The sequence below is a fragment of the Lysobacter sp. Hz25 genome (assembly GCF_046097045.1).
Taxonomy (GTDB): domain Bacteria; phylum Pseudomonadota; class Gammaproteobacteria; order Xanthomonadales; family Xanthomonadaceae; genus Lysobacter; species Lysobacter antibioticus_B.
The window spans coordinates 3725224-3747451 of sequence record NZ_CP175666.1; the positions used below are offsets into that span (position 1 = coordinate 3725224).

Consider the following 22228-nt stretch of genomic DNA (forward strand, 5'->3'; position numbering starts at 1 on the left):
GACCGGGCAGGCGGGGTTCGACGCCCAGGAATCGAACGCATTAATGTACTAACGCGTTAATACATTATCGATCGAGCCGTCCGCCGTCAAGCCGGCCTGTCGCAGTAAGGAATTGCGTTAAGACTCAGATGCGCCCGATCCCACGCCCCTGGCCGGGGTCCAGGCGCCGCGACCGCTCCCCCGACGCCCCCGCCACCGCGACGCAAAGGCCTGTGTCCGCCACCGCCACGGAAGATGAATACGAACCCTGCCCTCGCTGCCGTACCGAGTCGCCCCGCCTCGCCCCAGCGCCGCTGGGCCGGGTGGGCCCTGCTCTGCCTGATCGCCGCGGCGCTGCTCGCCCCGGCCTCGGCGCACACCGTGCTGAACCTCGAACCCAGCACCCGCGAGGTCGAACTCGCGCCGTTCACCGCCTACTACCACGACACCGACGGCCGCCTCGATCTCAACGGCGCGCGACGCGCGCTCGCTGAAAAGCGCTATCGACCGCTGCCTAATGGCAACGGCTCGTTCGGCTTCCAACGCGGCGCCTACTGGTTCCACATCGCCGCGGTGAACCGCAACGCCGAGGTGCCGCGCTGGCTGTTGGTGCAGCAGTTCGCGCTCAGCGACCGTCTCGACGTCTACACCCGCGCGCGCAACGGCGCCTCGACCCACCAGGTCGGCGGCGACAGCCAGTTGTTCGCCTCGCGCGCGATCCGCTACCGCCATCCGAATTTCTGGATCGACCTGCCGGCCGACGAACCGGTCGATATTTTCGTGCGCGTGCGCAGCGACAGCTCGATGCAGGTGCCGCTGACCCTGTACACGCCGAGCGCCTTCACCGAGCTCGCGCGCGACGCCCAGTTCGGCATCGGCATCTACTACGGCATCCTGGTCGCGCTGTTCTTCTACAACCTGGTGCTGTGGCTGAGCCTGCGCGACTCCAGCTACTTCTGGTACCTGTTCCATATCTGCGCGTTCGGCCTGGTGCTGCTGACCCTCAACGGCCTCGGCTTCGAGTACCTGTGGCCGCGTTCGCCCTGGCTCGCCGACCACTCGGTGCCCTTGTCGATCTGCCTGGCGCAGATCGGCATGCAGCAATTCGCGCGCAACTTCCTCAGCCTGCACCGGCGCTGGCGCCTGGGCGATTACGTCGGCCTGGGCATGATCGCGTTCTTCGTCCTGCTCGGCATGGCCGCGACCCAGCTGCCCTATCGCATCGCCACGCCGATCGCTTCGGCGGCGGTGTTCGTCAGCATCGCCTGGATCGCGGTCGAAGGCATCGTGGTGATGCGCCGCGGCTACAAGCCGGCGCGGCTGTTCCTGCTGGCATGGTCGGCGTTCCTGCTCGGCACCGGCATGTTCGCGGCGATCGCCTTCGACCTGCTGCCGAAAATGTTCATTACCGAGTACGGCGTGCAGATCGGCTCGGCCCTGGAAATGCTGCTGTTGTCGGTTGCCCTGGGCTATCGCTACGCCTCGCTGCGCAACGAGAACGAACGCATCGTGCGCGAGGCCAAGGAGCAGCTCGAACACAAGGTCGAGCAGCGCACCACCGAGCTGCGCAGCACCCTGGCCCTGCTCGAGGATGCCCATGCGCGCCTGCGCGAAACCAGCCAACGCGACGGCCTGACCGGCCTGCACAACCGCAGTCATTTCCGCGAGGCCTTCGAGGCCTTGCTGCACCGCTCGCGGCGCCAGCACCGGCCGCTGGTGCTGATGATGATCGACCTGGATCACTTCAAGCAGATCAACGACCACCACGGCCATCTGGTCGGCGACGAGTGCCTGCGCTGGGCGGCGGGCCTGATCGCGCAGATCCTGATCCCGCAGCACGCCCTGCTGGCCCGTTTCGGCGGCGAAGAATTCGTCGCCGTGCTGCCCGACCACGACCTCGACGCCGGCGCCCGCGTCGCCGAGGCGTTGCGCCTGCGCCTGAGCTCGCAACCCTGCCCCAGCCGCAGCCACGACATCCCGGTGACCGCCAGCATCGGCGTGTACGAGATCACCCCGGACTCGGACATGGGCGTGGAAGCGGCGCTGCAGTTCGCCGACCAGGCCTTGTACCTGGCCAAGGCCGAGGGCCGCGATTGCGTGCGGGTGTGGGGGGCGGCCGTGCAGGCTTGAACCACTGCGCGACACGCGCAGCGCGGGCTCAGCCCGGCGCGTACATCACGTCCGAGCGCAGGGCGTATTTGACGCCTTCGAGCACCGCTGCGCCTTCGTGCCAGGTGTCGTGCACGAACAGCAGGCCGGCGCCCGTCTTCGGCACCACCTTGAACTGGCGGAAGTCGGTGTCGCCGCCGGCGAACTCGTCGTTGAGATAGACCAGCAAGGTCAGCCTGCTCGACCGGCCGTCTTCGCTCCAGGGGCCGTCCTTGTGCATGCGGAAACGCTGGCCCGGCGAGTATTTGTAGAAGCGCAGCGCCCGCGGCAGGCCGACCGCGCGTTCGCCGTCGAGCATGGGCAGCTCAAGCGCGCACAACCGCTGCCATAGACGTTCGCCCCAGCCCGGCGACTCGAACACCACGCGTTCGTTGTTGCGCACGTGCTGCAGGCTTTTCTGCTCGCCCGAGGGGGTGCGCACGCCGGCGGATTCGAAGCCGTGGTCTTCGGCGAGTGCGACCAGTTGCTCGCACTCGGACGCAGTGAGCAAGCCTTCGATGCTGAAGACGCGGTCGTTGTGGAAGATCGTCTGCATCCTGGGCTCCTGCCGGGGAACAACGATTCGGCGAACGATTCGGAGTTAGGGCGGAGCGGCCCTCACCCCAACCCCTCTCCCGCCAGCGGGAGAGGGGCTTCGACGCAGGCCTGGCTTTAGTTCTGCACCGCCGCGCGCGCCGCGGCGATCAGGGTGCCTTCGTGGACCAGTTGCACGGCGGTGGCCACTTCGCCGTCGAGCGCGCGGTCGCGGTCGAGGAAGGCGATGGCTTCGCGCAGCTTGGCGTGCGCCGCGGCGACCGCCTTGCCCGGACGGAACTCCTCGGCGGCGGCCAATTCGGCGCGCAGGCCTTCGACCTCGGCGAGAAAGCCGGGGTGATCGGCACTGTCGCCGACCGGACCGCCGGAGACCTTGCTCGCGAGCGTCTTGGCGTCGGCGCGATCGGCCAGGTCGCGGGCGGCGTTGATCATGTCGCGTCGCAGGTCCAGCGCCTGGGCGGCGGTGTACAACTCCAACGCGAGCACCTTGCCGAGGTCCTCGGTCATCGACAGCACGTGACGGGCTTCGTTGGCGCCCATCGAGACGTGGTCTTCGGCGTTGGCGCTGGTCGGGATCGAATACACCGAGGCCGGGTGCGCACGGCTGGCGAGATCGTTGACGATGGCCGCGGCCGTGTATTGCACGATCATGTGGCCGGATTCGGTCGCGTCCTCGTTGCCGATCAGGAAGCCCGGCAGGCCGTCGTTGGTGGCCGGGTCGACCAGCTTGTTGAGGCGACGCTCGGAAATGCTGGCGAGCACCGGGATCGCGGCCTTGACATAGCTCATCACCAGGGCCAGCGGCATGCCGTGGAAATGGCCGGCCGAGATCACCTGCTGCTCGACGTGCTCGGCCTGCGCATCCGGGAACACGATCGGATTATCGGTCAGCGAATTGAGCTCGACTTCGAGCACACGCGCGGCCTGGGCGATGGCGTCGCGCACCGCGCCGTGCACCTGCGGGATGCAGCGCAGCGAATAGCTGTCCTGCGGCTGATGCTTCTTGCCGCCGCGGAACGGGCGGAACCGGGTGTAGAACTTCTCGCGGCCGTGGCGCTGACTGAAAGGCACCCAGTCCCAGCCGATGTCGAAGCTGAGCTGCTGCGCCTGTTCGGTGTCCCAGCTCTGCGGCAGCCAGGGGCGGAAGCGCGGCACCAGGTGATAGGGAATGTCGGCGAGGGTCGAGCCTTCGAGCAAGCGGCGCAGGTTCGCGGCCACTTCGACCTGGCCCGGGTGCGGACGCAGGTCGTGCACGGCCTCGGCGAAGGCGCCGAGACGGCCGGCGAAGGCGTCGATGGTCATCGCCGCGGCGAGGTCGGCGGTGTCGAGCAAGTCTTCGAGGCGGGCCAGCGCGAGCACGCCGCAGGCGAGCATCTGCGCGGTGCCGTTGTTGAGCGCCAGGCCTTCCTTGTAGGACAGCTTGACCGGAGTCAGGCCGGCGAGCTGCAGCGCTTCCGCGCCCGGCATGCGCCGGCCGTCGTAGAAGGCTTCGCCGCCGCCGAGCAACACGATGGCCAGGTGCGACAACGGCGCCAGATCGCCGCTGGCGCCGACCGAGCCGAGCTGCGGCACCACCGGTACGATGCCGGCGTTGAGCATCGCCGCGAGCGCCTGCAGGGTCTGCACGCGGATGCCGGAGTGGCCGCGCATCAGGGTGTTGATGCGGATGCACAGCATCGCGCGCACGATCTCCGGCGCGAACGGCTCGCCGACGCAGACCGCGTGGGTGACGATCAGGTTGCGCTGCAGCTCTTCGTGCAGGGTCTCTTGATTGCGCTTGGCGCCCGGCAACTGGTCGCGCAGGTGGTGCGCGCCGAGCAGACGGTCGGCGTTGCTGCCGAAACCGGTGGAAACGCCATAGATCGGTTCTTCGCGGCGCACCTGTTCGGCCAGGAAGTCGGCCGCGCGGGCCACCGCCGGCAGTTGCGCCGCGGCCAGTTCGACCTGGGCGCCGTAGGCCACGGCCACGAGTTGCGAACGCGTCAGCGAACGGCCATCGAGTTGGATCTTGTTCAAGTTGTAACCTCGCCTCGCACCCTGGCGATCATCTGAACGGCCGCGCTTACGCCGCGAACGGCGCAGCCCGGCCGAGCGTACTCGGGAGTCGGTGCGTCAATGAAACGATGGGAACCGCGACAGCGTCATTGCGCCGCGGCATGGAGTCGGCCCGCATCCGCGCCGGATCGCGATCCGGTGCGGGACGAACCAGAGAATCGGCCGCGCACGCGAACCCACGCGCCCGCCGCCGCAGACCCGCCGCACAGACGGCCGGCCTGCGGATCGCGAGATCCGCCACGCCGGCGCGGCCTGCACGGGCCGGGATCACTTCATGACCCGCGACTGCTCCAGTTCGACCCGCAGCGTGCGCGCCAGCTCGGCGCGCGACACCTCGAACTGGTCTTCGCGGCGCAGGTCCTTGACCGTCGCCGTGCCCTTGGCGATTTCGTCCTCACCCAGCACCACCACGAAACGGATGCCGGCGCGGTCGGCGTACTTGAACTGCTTGCCGAGCTTGGAGGTTTCCATCACCACTTCGGTGTTGAGGCCGCCGTGGCGCAACTCGTTGGCCACCGCCAGGCAATGCGGCAGGTGGGCGTCGTCCATCTGCGTGACCAATACCTGCACGCTGCTGTCGGCGGTGCTGACCAGGCCGGCTTCCTGCAACTGCCAGAACAAACGGGTCAGGCCGATCGAAATGCCGACGCCGGGCAGCTTGGACTTGGTGTAGTGGCTGGCCAAGTCCTCATAGCGCCCGCCCGAGCAGATCGAGCCGATCTGCGGGAAATCGTCGAGGGTGGTCTCGTAGACGGTGCCGGTGTAGTAGTCCAAGCCGCGCGCGATCGAGAAGTTGAGGGCGTAGTTCTTTTCCGGCACGCCCAGCGCGCGGATCAGCTCCAGCACCTCGCGCAGCTCGGCCACGCCTTCGCGCAAGGCCTCGTTGCCCTCGCCCAACGCGGCCAGCTTGGCCAGCGCGTCGGCGTGCGAGCTCGAACGCACCGCGACGAAGTCGAGGATGGTCGCGACCGCGTCCGCGGCCAGGCCGAACTCGGGCCCGGTCAGGGTCTCGCGCACGTAATCGGGGCCGCGCTTGTCGAGCTTGTCGACCTCGCGCAGCACCAGCGCCTGCAGGCCGCCGTCGGCGACGCCCTGGGCCTCGAAGAAGCCGCGCAGCAGCTTGCGGTTGTTGAGCTGGATCGTGAACGGACCGATGTCGAGCTCGGAGAACACCGCATAGATCGCCGCCGGCAGCTCGGCGTCGTAACGCACGCTGAGGCTGTCTTTGCCGATCACGTCGATATCGCACTGGTAGAACTCGCGGAAGCGGCCGCGCTGCTGGCGCTCGCCGCGGTACACGCGCTGCATCTGGTAGCGGCGGAACGGGAAGGCCAACTCGTGCTCGTGCTCGGCCACGTAACGCGCCAGCGGCACGGTCAGGTCGAAGCGCAGCGCCATCTCCGGCACCCCGCGCTCGCCCGATTGCGCGCTTTTCTCCAGCGAGCCGGTGGACTGGGCGAAATAGACCTGGCGCTCGGTTTCGCCGCCGGACTTGGTCAGCAGCACCTCCGACAGCTCCATGACCGGGGTTTCCACGGGCAGGAAGCCGAAGCGCTCGAAATTGCGCCGGATCGTGTCCAGCATGCGCTGGAAGGCGATCTGGTCGCGGGGCAGCAGCTCCATGACTCCCGGCGGGGTACGAGGCTTGATCAAGCGGAACTCCAATACGTCGGCCGCGCCGACAACGAGCTGTGGGGGTTGGAAAGCGCCACAGTTTAACGGCCGCCCCCGCTCCCTGCTCGTCCGATCAACAGACCCCTTGCGCCGGCCGGGGGTGAGTCGCTAGAATTTGCGGCTCAGCAGTCGGGGTGTAGCTCAGTCTGGTAGAGCGCTACGTTCGGGACGTAGAGGTCGCAGGTTCGAATCCTGTCTCCCCGACCAATGCTGAGAGTGTTTCTGACTAAGCCGGCCTTGCGCCGGCTTTTTCGCGTCTACGCGACACCCGCCCTCGCCCGCATGGCTGACCCGGCCGGATCGCGGGCCGACAGACGACGCGATGCAGGTACGGGCCGCGTACTTTCCGGAACAGAAACCCAGGCGTCTGCCCCGCCGTCGCAGGGGGAGCGGGACGACATCTTGGGTCGTCCCGAATCTCTCCGGGCCCCTCAACGTCGGCGACTCCGGCCCTGTCCCGGCCTGGCTTGCGGATTCGGCTTACAGGGGTCGAGCCCAGCCCGGCGCCAGCCGCTGCGCGCGGCCTGGCTGCATCTCCCCTCTTGGCTACAGTTCCTGCCCGAACATGATCCGATGACCGTCGATCGTGCGGACACCGAACTCGCGCATGCCCCAGGGCTTGTCCGACAGCGTTTGAGTGAACACCGCGCCCGCAGTCCGATACTCGGCGAACAAAGCGGCTGCGTCCGCCACCGTCACATAGCCGTACCAGGAATGATCGCCGAGCGCCGCGGGCGGAAGCGCGTCCGTACACTCGCCGAGCATCACCCGAAAACTTCCGCGAGACAGAAAGGTCCAGCCGGGCGCGGTGAAGTCGATGCTCAGGCCGAGAACGGAGGTGTAGTAATCCGTGGACTTGGCCAAGTCGAGTACGGCCAGGGTGTATCGAACCTTGGTGAAATCGGACATCTCCGTCTCCTTGCCATGAACTGCGCCGCTGTCGCCCCACGCTGGAATCGACCGGGCCGCGCAGCGGCCTCGGTTCGAACGAATCCTCAGTCGTTGCCCGCGACACGGAAGCGAGCCAGCTCGCGCAGCGATCGACACACCAGGGTTACCTGTGAACCCGACCCGAGCGGCTGATGGGCCACAGCGCCGTCCGCAAGCAGAACATATACGCCTTTGCCCTGGTCCGAAGCGATGGGGAGGTGCTTGGTGCCGTGGACCTTGCGATTTTCGCGGACATGCCGAGGGACGAGCGGGTAGAACCTGCCGATCTCCCAACGTTGGCCGGATGGCGCCACCAGAACGAACTCGAGCCGCTGCAGAAACGGCGCGGCGTCATAGAAGTCGCCGGCTTCGATCGGCAGCGCAAACCCCACGAGTCGTCCGGTGCCGTCCAGGTCGGGCCGCCTGAGCGCGGCCATGGAATCGCGGGTCATCCAAGGGGAGACGATCGAGTAGCGCAAAATGGCCCAAAGCATGAAAACCAGCGCGAACACGATAACTGCGCAAAGCGCATACCCCAGGAAACTCAGTACTACGTCCATGTAGCGCTCGCCCCCTGTAGATCGACGGTAAACCGATCTGGTGGCGGGGTTATACACCCTCGGCGCCGGGGCACGATAACCAGGCGAGCTATCGCTCAGGCCCTGAACCGTGCGCACCGTCCGCGGCAAGGCCTGGGCAGCCGAAGGCCGCGGTGCGCGGCAGGCGCGGCTGCGTGGCCGGTCCAGCGCGACGGGCTCGTTAGGCATTGGGTAAATCCTCAACCCAGCCGAGCACAGACTCATGACCGACATTGCCAACCTCTCGCCGGCCGCCAAGGCCGAGCTCCACGCCCACATCAAGACGATCACCGAGTCCGCCGAGCAGGCGCTCGCCTCGCTGCATCTGGTGTCCGGGGACGCCGCCAGCCAGGTCGCGCAATCGGCCGCTGCCTATTTCGACGGCATCAGCAAAATCGCACTCGCCAGCCAAGGCGTCTTGATGAAGCAGATGACCCAGGACCTGGCCGAGCAGTCGATGCAACAGTCCGCGGAAGACGCCCTGGGCGTGTTGGCCACCGACGTGCTGATGGGCGCAGCTGCCGCAGTCGCCGCCGCGGCCGGTGCGATGGAGGCCGAGTCGGCGAGCTTCGCGATCGACCGGATCGACGAAAACATCGCCAAGTACTCGTCGATGATCCGGGACCGCATGCCCTGACTCCGACCGTCTGCATGCCGCTCGACCGGCGGCGATGCAACGGCCGCAGGCAGCAAGATGCCGCGCGACCCCGGCCTCCCTCGCGCCTCGGCGGCCGGCCGCTGCGGCTATTCGAGGCCGGCCATATCGCGGTTCCGGCCGCGCCGAGCCTGCTCTATCCTGTCCACCGGCCGCGCACGATGCGCGACCCCATGCCAATGCAAGGAGCGACATGCCGATGGGCCGTTATCTCAAAATCTGGAACTGGATCGCGATCTTCGGGGTCCTCACCGCGCCGCTGTTCGGCGTACGTCTGTCGCCGAGCAGCCTGCTGATGGGTCTGGTCCCGTTCGTGTTCGCGCTGGTCTCGGCCTCGCTGGTGCAGGCGTCGTGGTTCGCCTTGCTGGTCCGCCTGGGCTCGGGGCTGCTGGCCTTGTTGGTCGCCGGCTTGTTGTTCCGCATCGGCATGGTCACGCCGGGCGTGGTGCGGCTGCTGTTGCTGTTCTCGCTCGTGCCGATGCTCAACGCAATCTACCTCGTCCCCTGCCCGCCCGAATTGCCGACCTTGCGTCCGCACCGCACGCCGCTGCCGCCGCGTCCGGTACCTAGCCAAGACCCGGATCGTCCGGCGCCCTGAGCCACGACGCCGTGGCCGCGGTAGCGAGGCTTTGGCTGCCTGTTCCAGGCTGCGCCGCATCCGCCGGCAGGAACTCGCCGACCCGCGCGAAGCCATAGCCTTGCTCGCGCAAGGCCGGCACCAACCGGCGCACGATTTCGACGATGCCGGGGCGGGCGCGGCCGTGTTCGTCGTCGCCGTCGTGCAGCAGCACGATCGCGCCGGGGTGGATACGCGCCAGCACCGACTCGACCACGCAGGGCACGTAGCCGGGCGCATCGGGTTCGAGCCAGTCGCGCGGGTCGACCGACCAGCCGACCACGGTGTAGCCGAGGCGCCCGAGCGCATCGACCTGCCCTGGCGCTATTTCGCCGTAGGCCGGGCGGAACAATCGCGGTGTTTCGCTCAGCCCGGCGTCGCATAAGGCCGCCGCGGCGGGATGGATTTCGCGGTCGATCCAATCCTGGACGCCGAAACCGCGCGCATCGGCATGGCTCAGCGAGTGGTTGCCGATCTCGTGGCCTTCGCGAAGGATGCGTTCGACCAAGGCGGGCTGCGCGCGAGCGGCCTCGCCGACGCAGAAGAAGGTCGCAGCCACTTCGAGTTCGGCCAGCAAGGACAACAAGGCCGGCGTGGCGCGGCCGGGGCCGTCGTCGAAGGTCAGCGCCAGACGGCGTTTATCCGGCGATCCGCGGCCGAGATAAGTGCGCGGACGGTCGGCGAGGAAGTCGTGATAGTCCATACCCTGCCCCGCCCTCAGCGCGTCAGCCAGGTCTTGCGGTGCCCGCGCAATTCGTCGATCAGGCCGATCACGTTGGCCGGCAGCAACAGCACGTCGATCACCGTGTTGCAGATCGACACCAGCACCAGGTCCAGCGGCCCGAGTTGCAGGCGCGTGCGCGCCTGCATCACCGCGATGAAATTGAGCAGGGCCATCAGCCACCAGTTCAGGGCGGCGATGCCGAGCAGGGTCGGGCTGCGATAGATCGAGGCGCCGGCGATCAGCAGCAACAGGGTCGGCACCAGCGCCGACTGCGCCCACAGCAGCCACCACGGCAGCATCTTCATGGTCCGCGGCCAGGAGATGCGCCAGGCGACGCGGAACGATTCCAGACGCCCGCGCGCCCAACGCCGGCGCTGGCGGAACAGGCCGAAGAAAGTCGAGGGACAGATGGTGTAGGCGATCGCATCGGGCGCGTAAGCGATGGAATAACCGTGGGCCAAGGCGCGCCAGGTCCAGGCGATGTCCTCGACCAGCCATTCGCCCCAACCCCCGAGTTCGCGGATCACCTCGGTGCGATGCAGCGAGAAGGCGCCGGCGACGACGTTGACCACGCCGATCTTGCTCTGCACGTAACGGATCGCGGCGAGCGCGCCGACATGTTCGTAGAACTGCAGACGGTGCAACCAGGAATTATGCCGGCCGGCCGGCACGATCAGGCCGCAGGCGGCGGCGTGGCGCGGCGAGCTGTACAAAGCTTCGACCGCCCGGCGCAGCGAGCACGGCATGATCACGGTGTCGCTGTCGATCACGGTGACGACGTCGGAGTCGGCCGACAACTGCGGCAAGGCCGCATCGAGCGCCAAGCCCTTGGCGCCGCCGTTGCGCTCCAACGAGATCAATCGGTAGGTCTTGTCGCGCGGCTGCGCCAGCCAGGTCGCGACCGTGGCCGGCGTGGAATTGGTCGAACCGTCGTCGACCAACAACACTTCGATGCGGCCCGGATAGTCGGCGTGCTCGATCGCATCGAGGGTCATCAGGAACGACGCCTCGGGCTCGTTGTAGAACGGCACCAGGATCGACACGAACGGATAGTGGGCGAGCGTCGGCGCGGTCGGCCGGCGCACCGCCTTGAACAAGGCCCACCCGGCCAGGAACACCAGGCAGCACAACAGCACGAAAGTGGAGAAACCGACGAGGCCGGTCAGGACGAACTGGCTGAACATGAGGCGATGCATCCGGCAGCGCGATACGCCTCCGCGGCATCGTCGATGCGCAGTGCGTTCGCAGGGTCTGATTGGCAGACCGGACGCGTCGATACGGGTCGCCGCGCGTGTGCGCGGCCCCGCACGCCTGGTGCTTGTGGGGGAACTACTTTTGCAGAACTCAGGGGTAGGACGTGGTGGGGTTAATGGTTGCTTGCGAAACGGTGCCGCATCTATCCATCGATCGAAACGCAATGCGTTGTCGCGTTTTCTCAATAGAGAATGAAAGCAGCAAGCGTTTTATTCTGTGACGACGGCAAGCAGTTCGACGATCGTTGTAGCCGACGTCGCTCGACATGCGATCGATGATCGATGAAGAATCGAAACCGTTCTGTCTTATCCCTTGGTCATGATGAACAATCCCCCGACGATCGCCCCCACGCAGGCCGCCCCGATGTTCCGTCCGCGCTTCGACATCGGCGCCCAACGCATCGATTGCGGCCACGAGCCCGACGTCGCTACCCACGACGCCGCCGACCAGTTCGCCACCTGGCCGCTGCTCGACTATTCCGCCTGCGAACCGACCGAGGACCAGGCCGCGATCAACCGTTGGCTGGCTGCTGCCGACCTGCGCGATCGCGACATCCTGCACGTCGGCACCGGCAACTCGTCGGTGGCGCGCCTGCTCGCCGGCAAGGTGCGCGGCATCGTCTCGGTGACGGTGGCCCACAACGAATGGCAGCACGGCAACTCGCTCGGGCTGCCGCAGTACTCGGTGCATCTGCTCAACAAACACAGCGACGACTTCGCCCGCCAGTTCGAGCCGGCGAGCTTCGATTGCATCCTCGACAACAACCTCGCCAGCTTCGCCTGCTGCCAGCGCCATCTCGAACGCTATTTCGAGACTCTGGTGAGCCTGCTGCGGCCCGACGGGTTCATCCTGACCCACTGGCTCGGCATGCAGTGGACCCTGGACGTCGGTGTCGACGACGTCGAACCGGTCTGGCAGCTCGATGCCGGCAAGCTGCGCGCCATCGCCAGCGCTTACGGCCTGGCGGTCGAACGCCAGGACGAGTTGTTCTTCCTGCGCCGCGCCCGCACGCCTAACGCCGGCGCGATCAAACCCTGACCCACCGCTCGCCGCACCGTCGCCTGCGACCGCCGTGAGCGAGCGCCCCGCCCCGGTACCGCCTCGCCTGCGCAGCCGCTTCGCCACGGCGGCGCGGCTGTGGCGCATCGGCCGGCGCGAGCCGCGTTTCGGCTGGCTGCTGCTCGACAACCTGATCACCACCTTCGGCGCCAGCTTCACTTTGATCGCGCTGCCGTTCCTGGTGATGCGCCTGACCGGCAGCGCCTTCGATCTCGGCCTGACCGCCGCCATCGAAGCCTTGCCCAGCGTGTTGTTCCTGTTCTTCTTCGGCGGTTTCCTCGACCGCGCCAACCCGATCCGGGTGCTGTGGATCTGCCGCGCGCTCTACGTCGCGATCAACGCCAGCATGGGCCTGCTGACCTGGTTCGGCCTGATGACCATCGAGATCATCTACGCACTGGCCTTGTTCGGCGGCCTGGTCTGGGCGGTTGCGTATCCGGCCGGGCGCGCGAGTTTCGGCCTGTACATCCGCAAGGGCCTGCTGCCGGCCGGCAATGCCTTGTTCGCGGTGGCCTCGAGCCTGGCGATGATGCTGCTGCCGATGCTCGCTGGCAGCCTGATCCTGGCCTCCAGCGAGAGTCACGGCCTGGCCATCGCGTTCTGCATCGACGCGCTCAGCGTCGCCGCCTCGCTGTGGCTGCTCGCGGCGGTGCGCCGGCGCGGGCCGGTGCGACGGCCGGCGCAAGACAGCGCCGCCGACGCGCCCTCTAATGACGTTGCAGGATCGCCGCCTGCATCGTCGCCCGCGATCATCCCCCGCAGCTATTACCTGTATCTGTTGGTCAGCACGGTGCTGGTGTTCGGGCCGGTGCAGATCCTGCTGCCGGTGTTGCTGGTCCAACACGGCGACACCCGCTACTTCCTGGTCTATGTCGCCCAGTTCGCCGGCATCACCGCGGCGGCGGCCTTCGCCGGCCGCGCCTCGAACGGCTTGGCCGGGGTGATCGTCAAGTTGCTGGCGTGTTGGGCGGTCGCCGCGCTGGCCTACGGCCTGCTGGCCTGGAACGCCAGCCTGGCGACGGTGTTGGCCGCATTCTGCCTGCTCGCCGGCGCCTCCAATTTCTACGGCATCCAATCGCTGTCGTGGCTGCAGCGCAGCGTCGCCGCGCAACACATGGGCCGTGAGATGACCTGGTTTTCGGCCGCGACCATGGGCGCGATGCCGCTGGCGACCTTGTTGACCGGTCTCTTGCTCGAACGCCTGCGCTTCGCCGCAACGACGCAGTGGCTGATGGCGCTGATCGCGCTGTCCTTGCTGGCCGGTGTCGTGCATCTGCGTCTGCGGCTTGCGCGCGCGCCGGTCTTGCAAACGCTCCGGGGGCCGACGGCCCCCGGAGCTTGACGCCTTTGTCGCTTTCGACGCTCAGTTCGTCTTCAAGCCGTACATGAAGGTCGCCGGCACGCCGTTGATCGCGCCTGCGGTGCCCGGGTTCGGGCTGGTGTTGCCGGCGCCGCCGATGCCGTCCCAATTGGTCTGGCCCAGCGAATACAACCCCGCACCGACGATCGACAGCGCATTGAGCGCCGCGGTCTGGGTCGGCGCCGCACCGTAGTAGGTGACGAAGCTGCGCGCCGCGCCCGGTGCGAGCGAACCGAAGCGGAAGTCCATGTGCGCCCCGAGGTCGCCGGGGCCGTTATCGGTCATCGGCCCGGACAAGCCGGAGTTGGCCGCAAGCGGGTCGAGCGAGTTGAAGCCGTTGTTGTTCCAGGCCAGCAGGAACGGCGAGGCCCCGGCCAGGGTGATGTACTCCGAGAACGTGTTCGGCGGCACGTCGTAGTCGATGCCACGGGTGTAACGCAGATCCTTGACCGTGGTGCGGCCGATGTTTTCGATCTTGACGTCGACGCGGTACAGGAAGCTCGTCGCCGCGATCGGCGTGTACTGATGGGTCACCCGGAACGTGCTGCCCACCGTGACCACCGACGTCGCCATGCTCGTGGTCGGAGTGAAGCTGACCAACGTGACGTTGCTGGTGCCGGCGCAACGCGAGGTCCGGCCGGTCACCAGTGCGGCCGGATCGGCATTGGCCACGCCCCAGCCTTCGCAGGGCGCGCCCGGTGCCGAGGCTTCGCCGTTGGTGGGCATGTAGCGCAGGCCGACGAGGCGGGTGCCGTAGCGGCCGCTCGACAGGTCGATGTTCGGGCACTCGATGTTGAGATAACCGGTCGGCGCCACGCCGAGCTGGATGATGCCGTTGTTGATCAGGCCCGGGCAGCCTTCCGGCGGATCGACCGCGCAGACATAGCCCCAGTCCTTCGCCTCCACGCTCGGCGTGTCGACGCGCTGGAACTTGGGTATGCGTTCCAGGTGCGGCAAGAACTCCTTGTACGGCAGTTGCGGCCGGAACGCGCCGGGATCCCACAGATCGGCGCAGCCGGTGTTGAGGCCGGGGTCGACCTGGACGAAGTAGAAGTCCTGGATATCGCCTACGCCCTGCCAGTCGCTGAAGGTGTTGCCGGCGAGGATGAAGCGGTCGCTCTTGCGGTCGATCGCGTACAGGCTTTCGCGGAACTTGTCGCCGAAGCGGCGCGGCGACAGGCCGCCGTAACGCAGCAGATCGCTGGTATTGGCCGCGAACAAGAAGCCCTGGGTGCCGGCGATGGTGCCGACCACCGCGACCGCGCCCTCGCGGCCGTCCAGGCCGCGCGCTTCGACCACATCGAAGGCGGTGAAACTGGCCTTGTCGCGATCCACCCAACTCGCCTGCACCAGCGGTCGGCAGCTGTAGCGGGCGTAGCGAGCCAGGTAGGCCTGCGAGGCGCTGCCCTCGTCGAGCCCGGTCGATGCGCCGACCGAGACCGTTTCGCCGGTGTAGTTCGCGTTCAACAGTGCGGTCAGGCCATGGAAGTCGCGATGGTCCTGGCCGTCGATCAACACGCTGCTGCACACCGGCCCGCCGTTGGCGTCGGTGCGGAACATCAGGCCGCCGCGTTTGGCATCGGTGGTCAGCGCGGTGCCGGCGACGACGATGTCGGTGAAGCCGCCGCTGCTGGCGAGGTTTTCGGTGACGGCGCGGAAGCGCAGCCCCGGCCAATCGCCGCTGCCGTCGTAGCGGTGATCCCACAGCACGTTGCCGACCGCATCCAGGCGCGCGATGCGGCCGAGGGTGCGGCCGTCCTTGTCGTTTTCCTCGCCGACCACCACCAGGTCGCCCTGCGCCGGCGCCTTGCTCGGCATCACCGAGCCGGTTTCGATCAGGTCGTAACCGGTCGCGCGGTGACTGGTGTCGACGTTGTCGAGCAACGTGGTCCAGATCTGCCGCCCGCGGCAATCGATCTGCAGCACGTAGATGAAACTGCCCTCGCCGAGCTGCACCGCGCCGGTCACGGCGAAACCGCGCTCGCCGCTCAACTCGACGATGCCGTAAGCGTCGGAGCGTTTGCTGCCGGCGATCATGTAGGCCTGTTGCCAGGTGTTGATGCTGCTGTCGTCGGTGACGCCGATGTCGTTGGCGCGGGTCACCAGCACCTGGGTATTGCCGTCGCTGGAGCGACGCGTGCCGACGGTGACCGAGCCGCGGCCCGGACAATAGTTCACCGCCTTGACGTCCTCGCCGCCGTCGCGCCAAGGTTGGTTGCCGTAGTGAGTTTCGAAGTTCTGGGCTTGCGCCCAGGGTGCTGCGAGCATCAAGCCCGCTGCCAGCACCGCGGCGTGATGCCGCAGCCTGGGGCCGGTACGTCCCATGAGTTCCATATGAGCCTCGTTGCGGAATCATTCCGCGTGGATGGGTCGATCGCACTGCATCGCCGAACTTAGCCCTCCTCGGCGCGCGTTCCGAGGAAGAACACGGGGCGATATCGGGACATAACGGGAACGATTCGCGCGATCGGACCGCTGCGTTCGAGGCGAACGCATGAGGTTTCCGTTAAAGCGCACAGCGCGTCACAGCGCCAATGCGAGCGCGAGCAGATTACCGATTCACTCGCCGACCAACGGTGCGCGATGAAAACCGCCTGCACCGAGCGATGGCGCACGACGAATGCGGCGTGGCCGCAAGCGTGCGCTGCGGCCTGAACTGTCTGAACGCGTTGTGCGAACGCGTTGCGGCACTACTGACGCTGCGACCGCCGCACCACGCATTCGACGTTGTCGCGGCGCGGGCGCGCTGAAGCAGGCGGCAACGCCGGCCTTACTTCGTCTCGCCGAGCAACTCCACTTCGGCCAGCTCGATGCCGCCCTGCCCGGCGCCGTCGGCGAGCAGGCGCAAGCGATAACGCGAGTAGGCGGCGGCCTCGGCAATGGCGAACGCACGCGTCTGCTTGCGCCAGGCGAAGACCTGCCCGCTGCGTTCGTCGAGCGTGGTCCATTGCGCGCCGTCGTTGGAACCCTGCAAGGCCCAGGCCTGCGGATCGCCGCGTCGCGCCGCCGAGGTCAGGGTGTACAAGCGCACCGTCGCCGGCGCCTTGAAGTTCCAGCTCAGCAGCGGCATCGGCCCGCTCAGGCGCGTCGAGGTGGTCGCGTCGTCGTCGAACAAGGCCGCGGCTTGCTTGGCCGCGACACCGGCAACCGTCGCATTGTCGCGCCGCCCCAGGTCGCGCAGCGGCTTGGGCAGTTCGCCGTCGGCGCTCAGCGATTCCGGCAAGGCCTGCGCGCTGCTCGCCCAGTTCGACGGCGACGGCCCCATGCGGAAATCCAGCACCGCGCCTTGCGCCAATAATTCATGCGGCAGGGTCAAGCGGTCCCAGGCTTCGCCATTGACGCGCAGCGACTGCACGTAGCGATTGCGCGCGCTGACCTTGGGTGCGTTGATCTGCAGCTCGCGGCCGTTTTCCAAGCGGATGCTCATGCGTTCGAAGCGCGGCGCGCCGATCACGTACTCGGGCGAGCCCATGCGCAGCGGATAGAAGCCGGCGGCGCTGAACAACCACCACGCCGACATCTCGCCGTTGTCCTCGTCGCCGGCATAGCCCTGGCCGATCTCGCCGCCGACATAAAGCCGGTCGAGGATGTCGCGCACTTTCTCCTGGATACGCCAGGGTTGGCCGGCGGCGGCATACATATAGGGAATGTGGTGCGAAGGCTGGTTGCTGTGGCCGTACTGGCCCATGCGCACGTCGCGCGCTTCGAGCATTTCGTGGATCACGCCGCCGTAGCTGCCGACCTCGAAAGTGCCCGGCGTGGCGAAGAACAGATCGAGCTTGTTGCCCAGGGCGGTGCGCCCGCCGTGCAAGGCGGCCAGGCCGGCGCCGTCCTGCGGCGCGTGGAAGGCCATGTTCCAGGCATTGGTCTCGGTGTAGTCGCCGCCCCAGCGGGTCGGGTCGAACTCGGTCGCGGTGTAGCGCCAGCGGCCGTCGCGATGGCGGCCGACGAAGAAGCCCAGCTGCGGATGGAACAGGTTGGCGTAGCCGAGCGCGCGATTGCGGTAGTACGCGGCATCGTCGCGGTAGCTGCCCTGGTAGGGGTCGTCGGCGCCGGCCTGCTGCGCCAGCGCGCCGGCCAGGCGGCCGATGGCGAAATCGTTGATGTAGCCGTCCATCGACCACGACAGGCCTTCGCCGACCGTGGTGTCGGTGTAACCGGTGAAGATCGCGCGCTCGATGCCCTTGCGGCCCGCGCCCGGCACCGGGCTGACGCTGGAGGCGTTGCGGAGCGCCGACTGATAGAACGAGCGCACGTCGAAATTGCGCACGCCCTTGAGCCAGGCATCGGCGAAGGCGACGTCGGAACTGGTGCCGACCATCAGGTCGGCATAGCCCGGCGAGGACCAGCGCGCGATCCAGCCGCCGTCGCGGTACTGCTGGACGAAGCCGTCGATCATCTCGCCGGCATGCGTCGGCGTCAGCAATACATAGGCCGGCCAACTGGTGCGGTAGGTGTCCCAGAAGCCGTTGTTGACGTAGACCTTGCCGTCGACGACGGCCGCGCCGGTGGCGCCGGCGCTGGCCTTGCCGGTCGGCGCCGAGAACGGACTCGCGTATTTGTACAGCGGCCGCTCGGCGGTGCCGGTGTTCTCGTAGCCGCTGTTCGGGTACAGGAACAAACGGTAGAGATTGGAATACAGCACCGCTTGCTCGTGCGCCGGCGCGCCCTCGGCGCGGACGATGCCGAGCTTGGCGTCCCAGGCGGCGCGGGCGCGTTCGCGCACCGCGTCGAAGCCTTCGTCGGCGCCGATTTCAAGCTCCAGGTTGCGCTGCGCCTGTTCGACGCTGATCAGCGAGGTGGCGATGCGCATCGTCACTTGGCGGGTGGGGTCGCCGCTCAGGTCGAAGCCGTACCAGGCCGAGACGCGGTCGCGCCCGGCCTTGTCGCGCTCGAGCCGGGCGCCGTCGCGGATCGGGCGGTCGAACCGGGCGTAGAAGAACAAGCGCGAGGCCCCGGTCGAGAGCTTGCTCATGCTCTCGCTCCAGCCGCTGAGCGCGCGGCCGTCGCGGTCCAGGCGGATGTCGCCGTGTTCGTCGCGGTGGTCGAACAACAGCTGCGCGCGGGTCTCGCCGGGCTCGGCCGGGAAGGTGAAGCGCATCACCGCGGCGTGGTCGGTCGGGGTCATCTCGGCGACCAAGCCGTTGTCGAAGCGCACCCGGTAGTAATCGGCGCGCGCGGTTTCCTCGTCGTGGCCGAAACTCAGCGCGCGCTTGCTGCGGTCGAACTCGGGCCGGCCCTCGCCGATCGCCGGCATCACGTGGAAGGTCTGGCGGTCGCCCATCCACGGGCTCGGCTCGTGCGACAGCGCGAAGGCCTCGATGCGGGGACGGTTGTCCTCGCCGTTGCGCTCCTGGTACTGGTAAATCCAGTGCGAACCGGCGTTCGTGGTCGGGGTCCAGAAGTTGAAGCCGTGCGGCACCGCCACCGCCGGGAAGGTGTTGCCGCGCGAGAAGCGGCTGTTGGAATTGCTGCCGCGGCGCGTGTCGACGTAGTCGCTGGGGCGCAGCGCCGCGCGCTTGCCCTTGGCGAGCGCGGGCGCCGGGGCGATGCGCAGGTCGTCCAGATAGCCCTGATACGGCAACGCGGTGTCGCCGTCGTGGACCAGCAGGATCTGACGCACGCGGCGACCGGCCGCGACCTCGCCGATGCGGCTGCTGACCGCGTTCCATTGATCGGGATAGAGCAGCCGCGCCATGCCCTGCTCGCGCGCGGTCAAGGCATTGCCGTACAGATCGAGCGGCTTGCGCTGCGACAGACGGCTGCCGTCGTCGAACACCAGGTCGATGGCGACATAGGTCGAACCGTTGCGCAGCGCATCCAATTTCGACGGCGCCGGCTGGCCGGCGATGTGCGCGCTCGACAGCGGGAACAGGCGATAGGAAAGCTGCGTGTCCTTGGCGACGGCGATGTCGACCTCGAAGGCCTGCACGCTTTGCGCGGCGCCGCTGGCGATGCCCTGGTAACGCAGCGAGCGCACACCACTGAAGCCCATGCCGGGCTTGGCGGTCAGGGCGGCGGCCTCGGGCGGGCCGCCGTCGGCGCTCAGGCGCGGCACCGGCCCTGCGCTCGCCCCGGTGGCCGCGGGTCCGGCCGTGGGTTCGGCCGCGGCCGGCTCACCGGCCTCGAACGAGGTCCAGAAGCTACGCGCGGGCCCGGCCATCGCCGTGGGCATCAGCGCCCCGGCCAAGGCCAGCGCCAAGGTGTGCTTCGCCGCTGCCCGTGCGCCATCGCGGCGCGCTCTCCACGTTGCCGACATTCCCGCTCCCATTGCCCGGACGGCGACTGCCTCCGATTCGCACTGTGCCGACCGGCACAGGCCCCTGCTTTCTCGATTTAAATCGATCTAAATCGGGCTTGTCAAACCGCGCCGCAGCATCCGCAGCCGCGTCGCGGGAATAAAAAAGCCAATCCAGACAAGCACTTCCAGCACCGTTCAAGCAGCGGATGGCCCCCCTTGGCACACCTTTTGCAGCACCCTTCCTGCAAATGTGATTTGCATCACATTTTTGTCTTGGAATAAATCACATCTGCACCTCCCCGCCTTACGGACCCCTGTCGCTCATGCCGACCCCGCACCGCCTTGCTCTCTCCATCGCTTTGGCGACCGCGAGCGCAATCTGCCCCCTGACGTCAGTTTTTGCTGCGGAGCGTCAAACGACCGCAACGAATCCGATGCCGGAGATCGAGCGCCTGCGCGCCGACCGGCAATGGCTGGCCGCGCTGGCCCGCATCGAAAGTGCGCAAGCGGCGACGCCCGGCGACGACCGCCTGTATCGCCTGCAAGTGCTGACCCTGGCCGACCTGGGCAGCGCCCATCGCGCCTGGTCCTTGTACCAAGCCCGCCCCGACCTGTTCGATGCCGCCGAACGCAAGCGCCTGGACTCCGGCCGCCTCGCTCGCCTTGCGGTCTGGGGCAGCCTCTACCCCGAAGACGAAGCCACCCGCCTCGATGAAATGCGCAGCGCGCGCGACGCCTTCGAGCAGTACCGCGCCACCCAGACGCCGGAGCAACGCCAGGCCGACCTGCGCACGCGTTTCGACGAGTTGATGCTGCTCAATCATCTGGAACGCCATGCCGAGGTGGTCGAACGCTACCGCGCCTTGCAGGCCGAGGGCGTCGAGATACCGATGTATGCCTTGTCCAAGGTCGGCGCGTCCCTGCTGGCCGACAAACGCCCCGAGGAAGCCGCGACCGTGCTCGAGCGCGTCGTGCGCGAATGGCCCGAGGACCACGACTCGCAGCTGCAGTTGGCCTACGCCTATTCGGAAGGCGAGCGTTTCGACGACGCCCTGGCCCAGCTCGACAAGATCAAGGCCGCCGAACCGGCCTGGGTGCGCGTGAACGGCGCCAAGCAGAGCGTCGAAAACTGGCGCCACTACGACGCCGACAGCACCCAGACCATGATCCGCCTGTACGGCGAGGACACCGTCGGCGCGCAGCAGCGACTCGAAGCGATGGCGGCGATCGGGCCGGACAACCCCGGCGTGCAGACCAATCTCGGCGTCGCTTATCAAAAACGCGGCTGGACCGATCGCGCGCTGCAACGCTTCCAGATGGCGAGCACGCTGGAGCCCACCGGCGTCGGCGCGCGCGTCGGCCAGGTCGGCGCCTACCTCGACCACGCCCGCGTCGACCTGGCGCGGCCGATCCACGACGAATTGATCGCCAACCGCCCGCGCGACGTGCAAGTGCGGCAGATGAGCGAGTCCTGGGACAGCCGCCTGGGCTGGCAATGGTTGTTCAGCACCGCCAGCGGCCGCAGCGATGCGCGCGGCGGCGGCGCCACCGCCTCGCCGCTCGGCACCCGCGATGCCGTCCACCGCCTCGAGGTGCGCAGCCCGCTGATCAATGACCGCTGGCGCCTCACCGCGCACGCGCAGGATGCCTGGGCCGATTACCCCGGCGACCGCGTCCACGACCGCCGCGCCGGCATCGGCGCGCTGTATGCCTACGACCGCCTGAGCCTGGGCTTCGGCGTCGACCGCGCCAACGACCGCTGGCTCGATCGCGGCGACCGCACCGGTTATTACCTCGACGCCGGTTGGCGCCTCAACGATGCCTGGCGCGCCAATGCATCGTGGTATCGGCAAACCCCGGACGCTTCGTTGCAGGCGCGCGGCGCCGGCATCGATGCCGATGCCTTGAGCCTGGGCCTGCGCTGGACGCCGAGCGAGCGCACCTCGCTCGGCGCGAGCGCGCAGCAACTGCGCTACAGCGACGACAACCGCCGCAGCGCCGTCGCGCTGAACCTGGATCAGCGCCTGTACACCAGCCCGCATCTCCAGGTCGCGGGCTTGGCCGATCTGTCGGCCAGCCGCGCCAGTCGCCGCGACGCCGACGTGCCCTATTTCAACCCCAGCCGCGACGCTTCGCTGAATCTCGGCGTGCGCCTGGATCACATGACCTGGCGCCGTTACACCCGCCACTTCCTGCAGCGCCTTACCGCCACCGCCGGGCCGTACTGGCAGCAGGGCTATGGCAGCGCCTGGGTGCCGCAACTGCGTTACGAACACGAATGGCGGTTCGGCACCGGCCGCACTCTCAACTACGGCCTCAACTGGTCGCGTCCGGTCTACGACGGCGTGCGCGAAGACCGCGTCGCCTTCGATCTGAGCTTCCGCTGGGGTGAGGAATGAA

15 protein-coding genes and 1 tRNA gene are annotated in these 22228 nt (G+C 67.8%); 7 read left to right on the forward strand and 9 right to left on the reverse strand.

Annotated features, from left to right (window positions below; genetic code table 11):
* Positions 1 to 234 precede the first annotated feature (234 nt).
* Complete coding sequence (locus ACKN61_RS15285) at positions 235 to 2109, forward strand: 7TM diverse intracellular signaling domain-containing protein (protein ID WP_408950253.1); 1875 nt, start codon at positions 235 to 237, stop codon at positions 2107 to 2109.
* Between the two features lie 28 nt (positions 2110 to 2137).
* Here ACKN61_RS15285 and ACKN61_RS15290 read toward each other — a convergent pair whose 3' ends face one another.
* The 3 genes from ACKN61_RS15290 to hisS all read right to left on the reverse strand — a co-directional run bounded on the left by ACKN61_RS15290 (position 2138) and on the right by hisS (position 6390).
* Positions 2138 to 2683, reverse strand: a complete 546-nt coding sequence (locus tag ACKN61_RS15290; protein WP_408950254.1) for a prolyl hydroxylase family protein — start codon at positions 2681 to 2683, stop codon at positions 2138 to 2140.
* Between the two features lie 116 nt (positions 2684 to 2799).
* A complete protein-coding gene (gene hutH / locus ACKN61_RS15295) occupies positions 2800 to 4698 on the reverse strand; it encodes a histidine ammonia-lyase (protein WP_408950255.1) in 1899 nt (632 codons plus the stop codon).
* 306 nt (positions 4699 to 5004) lie between these two features.
* Positions 5005 to 6390 carry a histidine--tRNA ligase gene (gene hisS, locus ACKN61_RS15300; RefSeq protein ID WP_031370495.1) on the reverse strand — a complete coding sequence of 462 codons (1386 nt, stop codon included), beginning with the start codon at positions 6388 to 6390 and terminating at the stop codon, positions 5005 to 5007.
* A 151-nt stretch (positions 6391 to 6541) separates the two neighbouring features.
* Here hisS and ACKN61_RS15305 point away from each other — a divergent pair.
* Positions 6542 to 6618, forward strand: a tRNA-Pro gene (locus ACKN61_RS15305).
* Positions 6619 to 6957: 339 nt separating this feature from the next.
* On the opposite strand, the gene ACKN61_RS15310 is transcribed toward ACKN61_RS15305, so the two are convergent.
* Positions 6958 to 7320, reverse strand: a complete 363-nt coding sequence (locus tag ACKN61_RS15310) for a VOC family protein (RefSeq protein ID WP_031370498.1) — start codon at positions 7318 to 7320, stop codon at positions 6958 to 6960.
* Positions 7321 to 7406: 86 nt separating this feature from the next.
* A complete protein-coding gene (locus tag ACKN61_RS15315) occupies positions 7407 to 7901 on the reverse strand; it encodes a hypothetical protein (RefSeq protein WP_408950256.1) in 495 nt (164 codons plus the stop codon).
* 241 nt (positions 7902 to 8142) lie between these two features.
* Here ACKN61_RS15315 and ACKN61_RS15320 point away from each other — a divergent pair, with 241 nt between their 5' ends.
* Positions 8143 to 8556 (forward strand): hypothetical protein, encoded by a 414-nt coding sequence (locus ACKN61_RS15320; protein ID WP_408950257.1) that lies wholly within the window; start codon positions 8143 to 8145, stop codon positions 8554 to 8556.
* 217 nt (positions 8557 to 8773) lie between these two features.
* Entirely contained in the window at positions 8774 to 9172 is a 399-nt protein-coding gene (locus ACKN61_RS15325; RefSeq protein ID WP_408950258.1) for a hypothetical protein, read from the forward strand.
* On the opposite strand, the gene ACKN61_RS15330 is transcribed toward ACKN61_RS15325, so the two are convergent.
* The gene (locus ACKN61_RS15330) at positions 9141 to 9893 is read right to left on the reverse strand and encodes a polysaccharide deacetylase family protein (RefSeq protein ID WP_408950259.1); all 753 of its coding nucleotides are present in this window, start codon (positions 9891 to 9893) and stop codon (positions 9141 to 9143) included. The genes ACKN61_RS15325 and ACKN61_RS15330 overlap by 32 nt on opposite strands.
* A gap of 14 nt (positions 9894 to 9907) precedes the next feature.
* Positions 9908 to 11110 (reverse strand): glycosyltransferase family 2 protein, encoded by a 1203-nt coding sequence (locus tag ACKN61_RS15335; protein ID WP_031370503.1) that lies wholly within the window; start codon positions 11108 to 11110, stop codon positions 9908 to 9910.
* 379 nt (positions 11111 to 11489) lie between these two features.
* Here ACKN61_RS15335 and ACKN61_RS15340 point away from each other — a divergent pair, with 379 nt between their 5' ends.
* Together ACKN61_RS15340 and ACKN61_RS15345 are read left to right on the forward strand one after the other, a co-directional pair.
* On the forward strand, positions 11490 to 12206 hold the full coding sequence (locus tag ACKN61_RS15340; RefSeq protein ID WP_408950260.1) for a hypothetical protein: 717 nt from the start codon (positions 11490 to 11492) through the stop codon (positions 12204 to 12206).
* 34 nt (positions 12207 to 12240) lie between these two features.
* Positions 12241 to 13569 carry an MFS transporter gene (locus tag ACKN61_RS15345; protein WP_408950261.1) on the forward strand — a complete coding sequence of 443 codons (1329 nt, stop codon included), beginning with the start codon at positions 12241 to 12243 and terminating at the stop codon, positions 13567 to 13569.
* Positions 13570 to 13590: 21 nt separating this feature from the next.
* On the opposite strand, the gene ACKN61_RS15350 is transcribed toward ACKN61_RS15345, so the two are convergent.
* Positions 13591 to 15921, reverse strand: a complete 2331-nt coding sequence (locus ACKN61_RS15350) for a hypothetical protein (protein WP_408950262.1) — start codon at positions 15919 to 15921, stop codon at positions 13591 to 13593.
* A gap of 436 nt (positions 15922 to 16357) precedes the next feature.
* Positions 16358 to 19846, reverse strand: coding sequence for a GH92 family glycosyl hydrolase (locus ACKN61_RS15355; RefSeq protein WP_408950263.1), 3489 nt, complete (start codon positions 19844 to 19846; stop codon positions 16358 to 16360).
* Between the two features lie 416 nt (positions 19847 to 20262).
* On the opposite strand from ACKN61_RS15355, the gene pgaA reads away from it, so the two are divergent.
* Positions 20263 to 22227, forward strand: coding sequence for a poly-beta-1,6 N-acetyl-D-glucosamine export porin PgaA (gene pgaA, locus ACKN61_RS15360; protein WP_408950264.1), 1965 nt, complete (start codon positions 20263 to 20265; stop codon positions 22225 to 22227).
* The last annotated feature ends 1 nt before the right edge of the window (position 22228 follow it).

Bases quoted from the DNA above. Each gene is read 5' to 3' on its own strand.
- ACKN61_RS15285 (WP_408950253.1), top strand. From the start codon at position 235: ATGAATACGAACCCTGCCCTCGCTGCCGTACCGAGTCGCCCCGCCTCG.
- ACKN61_RS15290 (WP_408950254.1), bottom strand. From the start codon at position 2,683: ATGCAGACGATCTTCCACAACGACCGCGTCTTCAGCATCGAAGGCTTG.
- ACKN61_RS15310 (WP_031370498.1), bottom strand. From the start codon at position 7,320: ATGTCCGATTTCACCAAGGTTCGATACACCCTGGCCGTACTCGACTTG.
- ACKN61_RS15315 (WP_408950256.1), bottom strand. From the start codon at position 7,901: ATGGACGTAGTACTGAGTTTCCTGGGGTATGCGCTTTGCGCAGTTATC.
- ACKN61_RS15320 (WP_408950257.1), top strand. From the start codon at position 8,143: ATGACCGACATTGCCAACCTCTCGCCGGCCGCCAAGGCCGAGCTCCAC.
- ACKN61_RS15325 (WP_408950258.1), top strand. From the start codon at position 8,774: ATGGGCCGTTATCTCAAAATCTGGAACTGGATCGCGATCTTCGGGGTC.
- ACKN61_RS15330 (WP_408950259.1), bottom strand. From the start codon at position 9,893: ATGGACTATCACGACTTCCTCGCCGACCGTCCGCGCACTTATCTCGGC.
- ACKN61_RS15335 (WP_031370503.1), bottom strand. From the start codon at position 11,110: ATGCATCGCCTCATGTTCAGCCAGTTCGTCCTGACCGGCCTCGTCGGT.
- ACKN61_RS15340 (WP_408950260.1), top strand. From the start codon at position 11,490: ATGAACAATCCCCCGACGATCGCCCCCACGCAGGCCGCCCCGATGTTC.
- ACKN61_RS15350 (WP_408950262.1), bottom strand. From the start codon at position 15,921: ATGGAACTCATGGGACGTACCGGCCCCAGGCTGCGGCATCACGCCGCG.
- ACKN61_RS15355 (WP_408950263.1), bottom strand. From the start codon at position 19,846: ATGTCGGCAACGTGGAGAGCGCGCCGCGATGGCGCACGGGCAGCGGCG.
- pgaA (WP_408950264.1), top strand. From the start codon at position 20,263: ATGCCGGAGATCGAGCGCCTGCGCGCCGACCGGCAATGGCTGGCCGCG.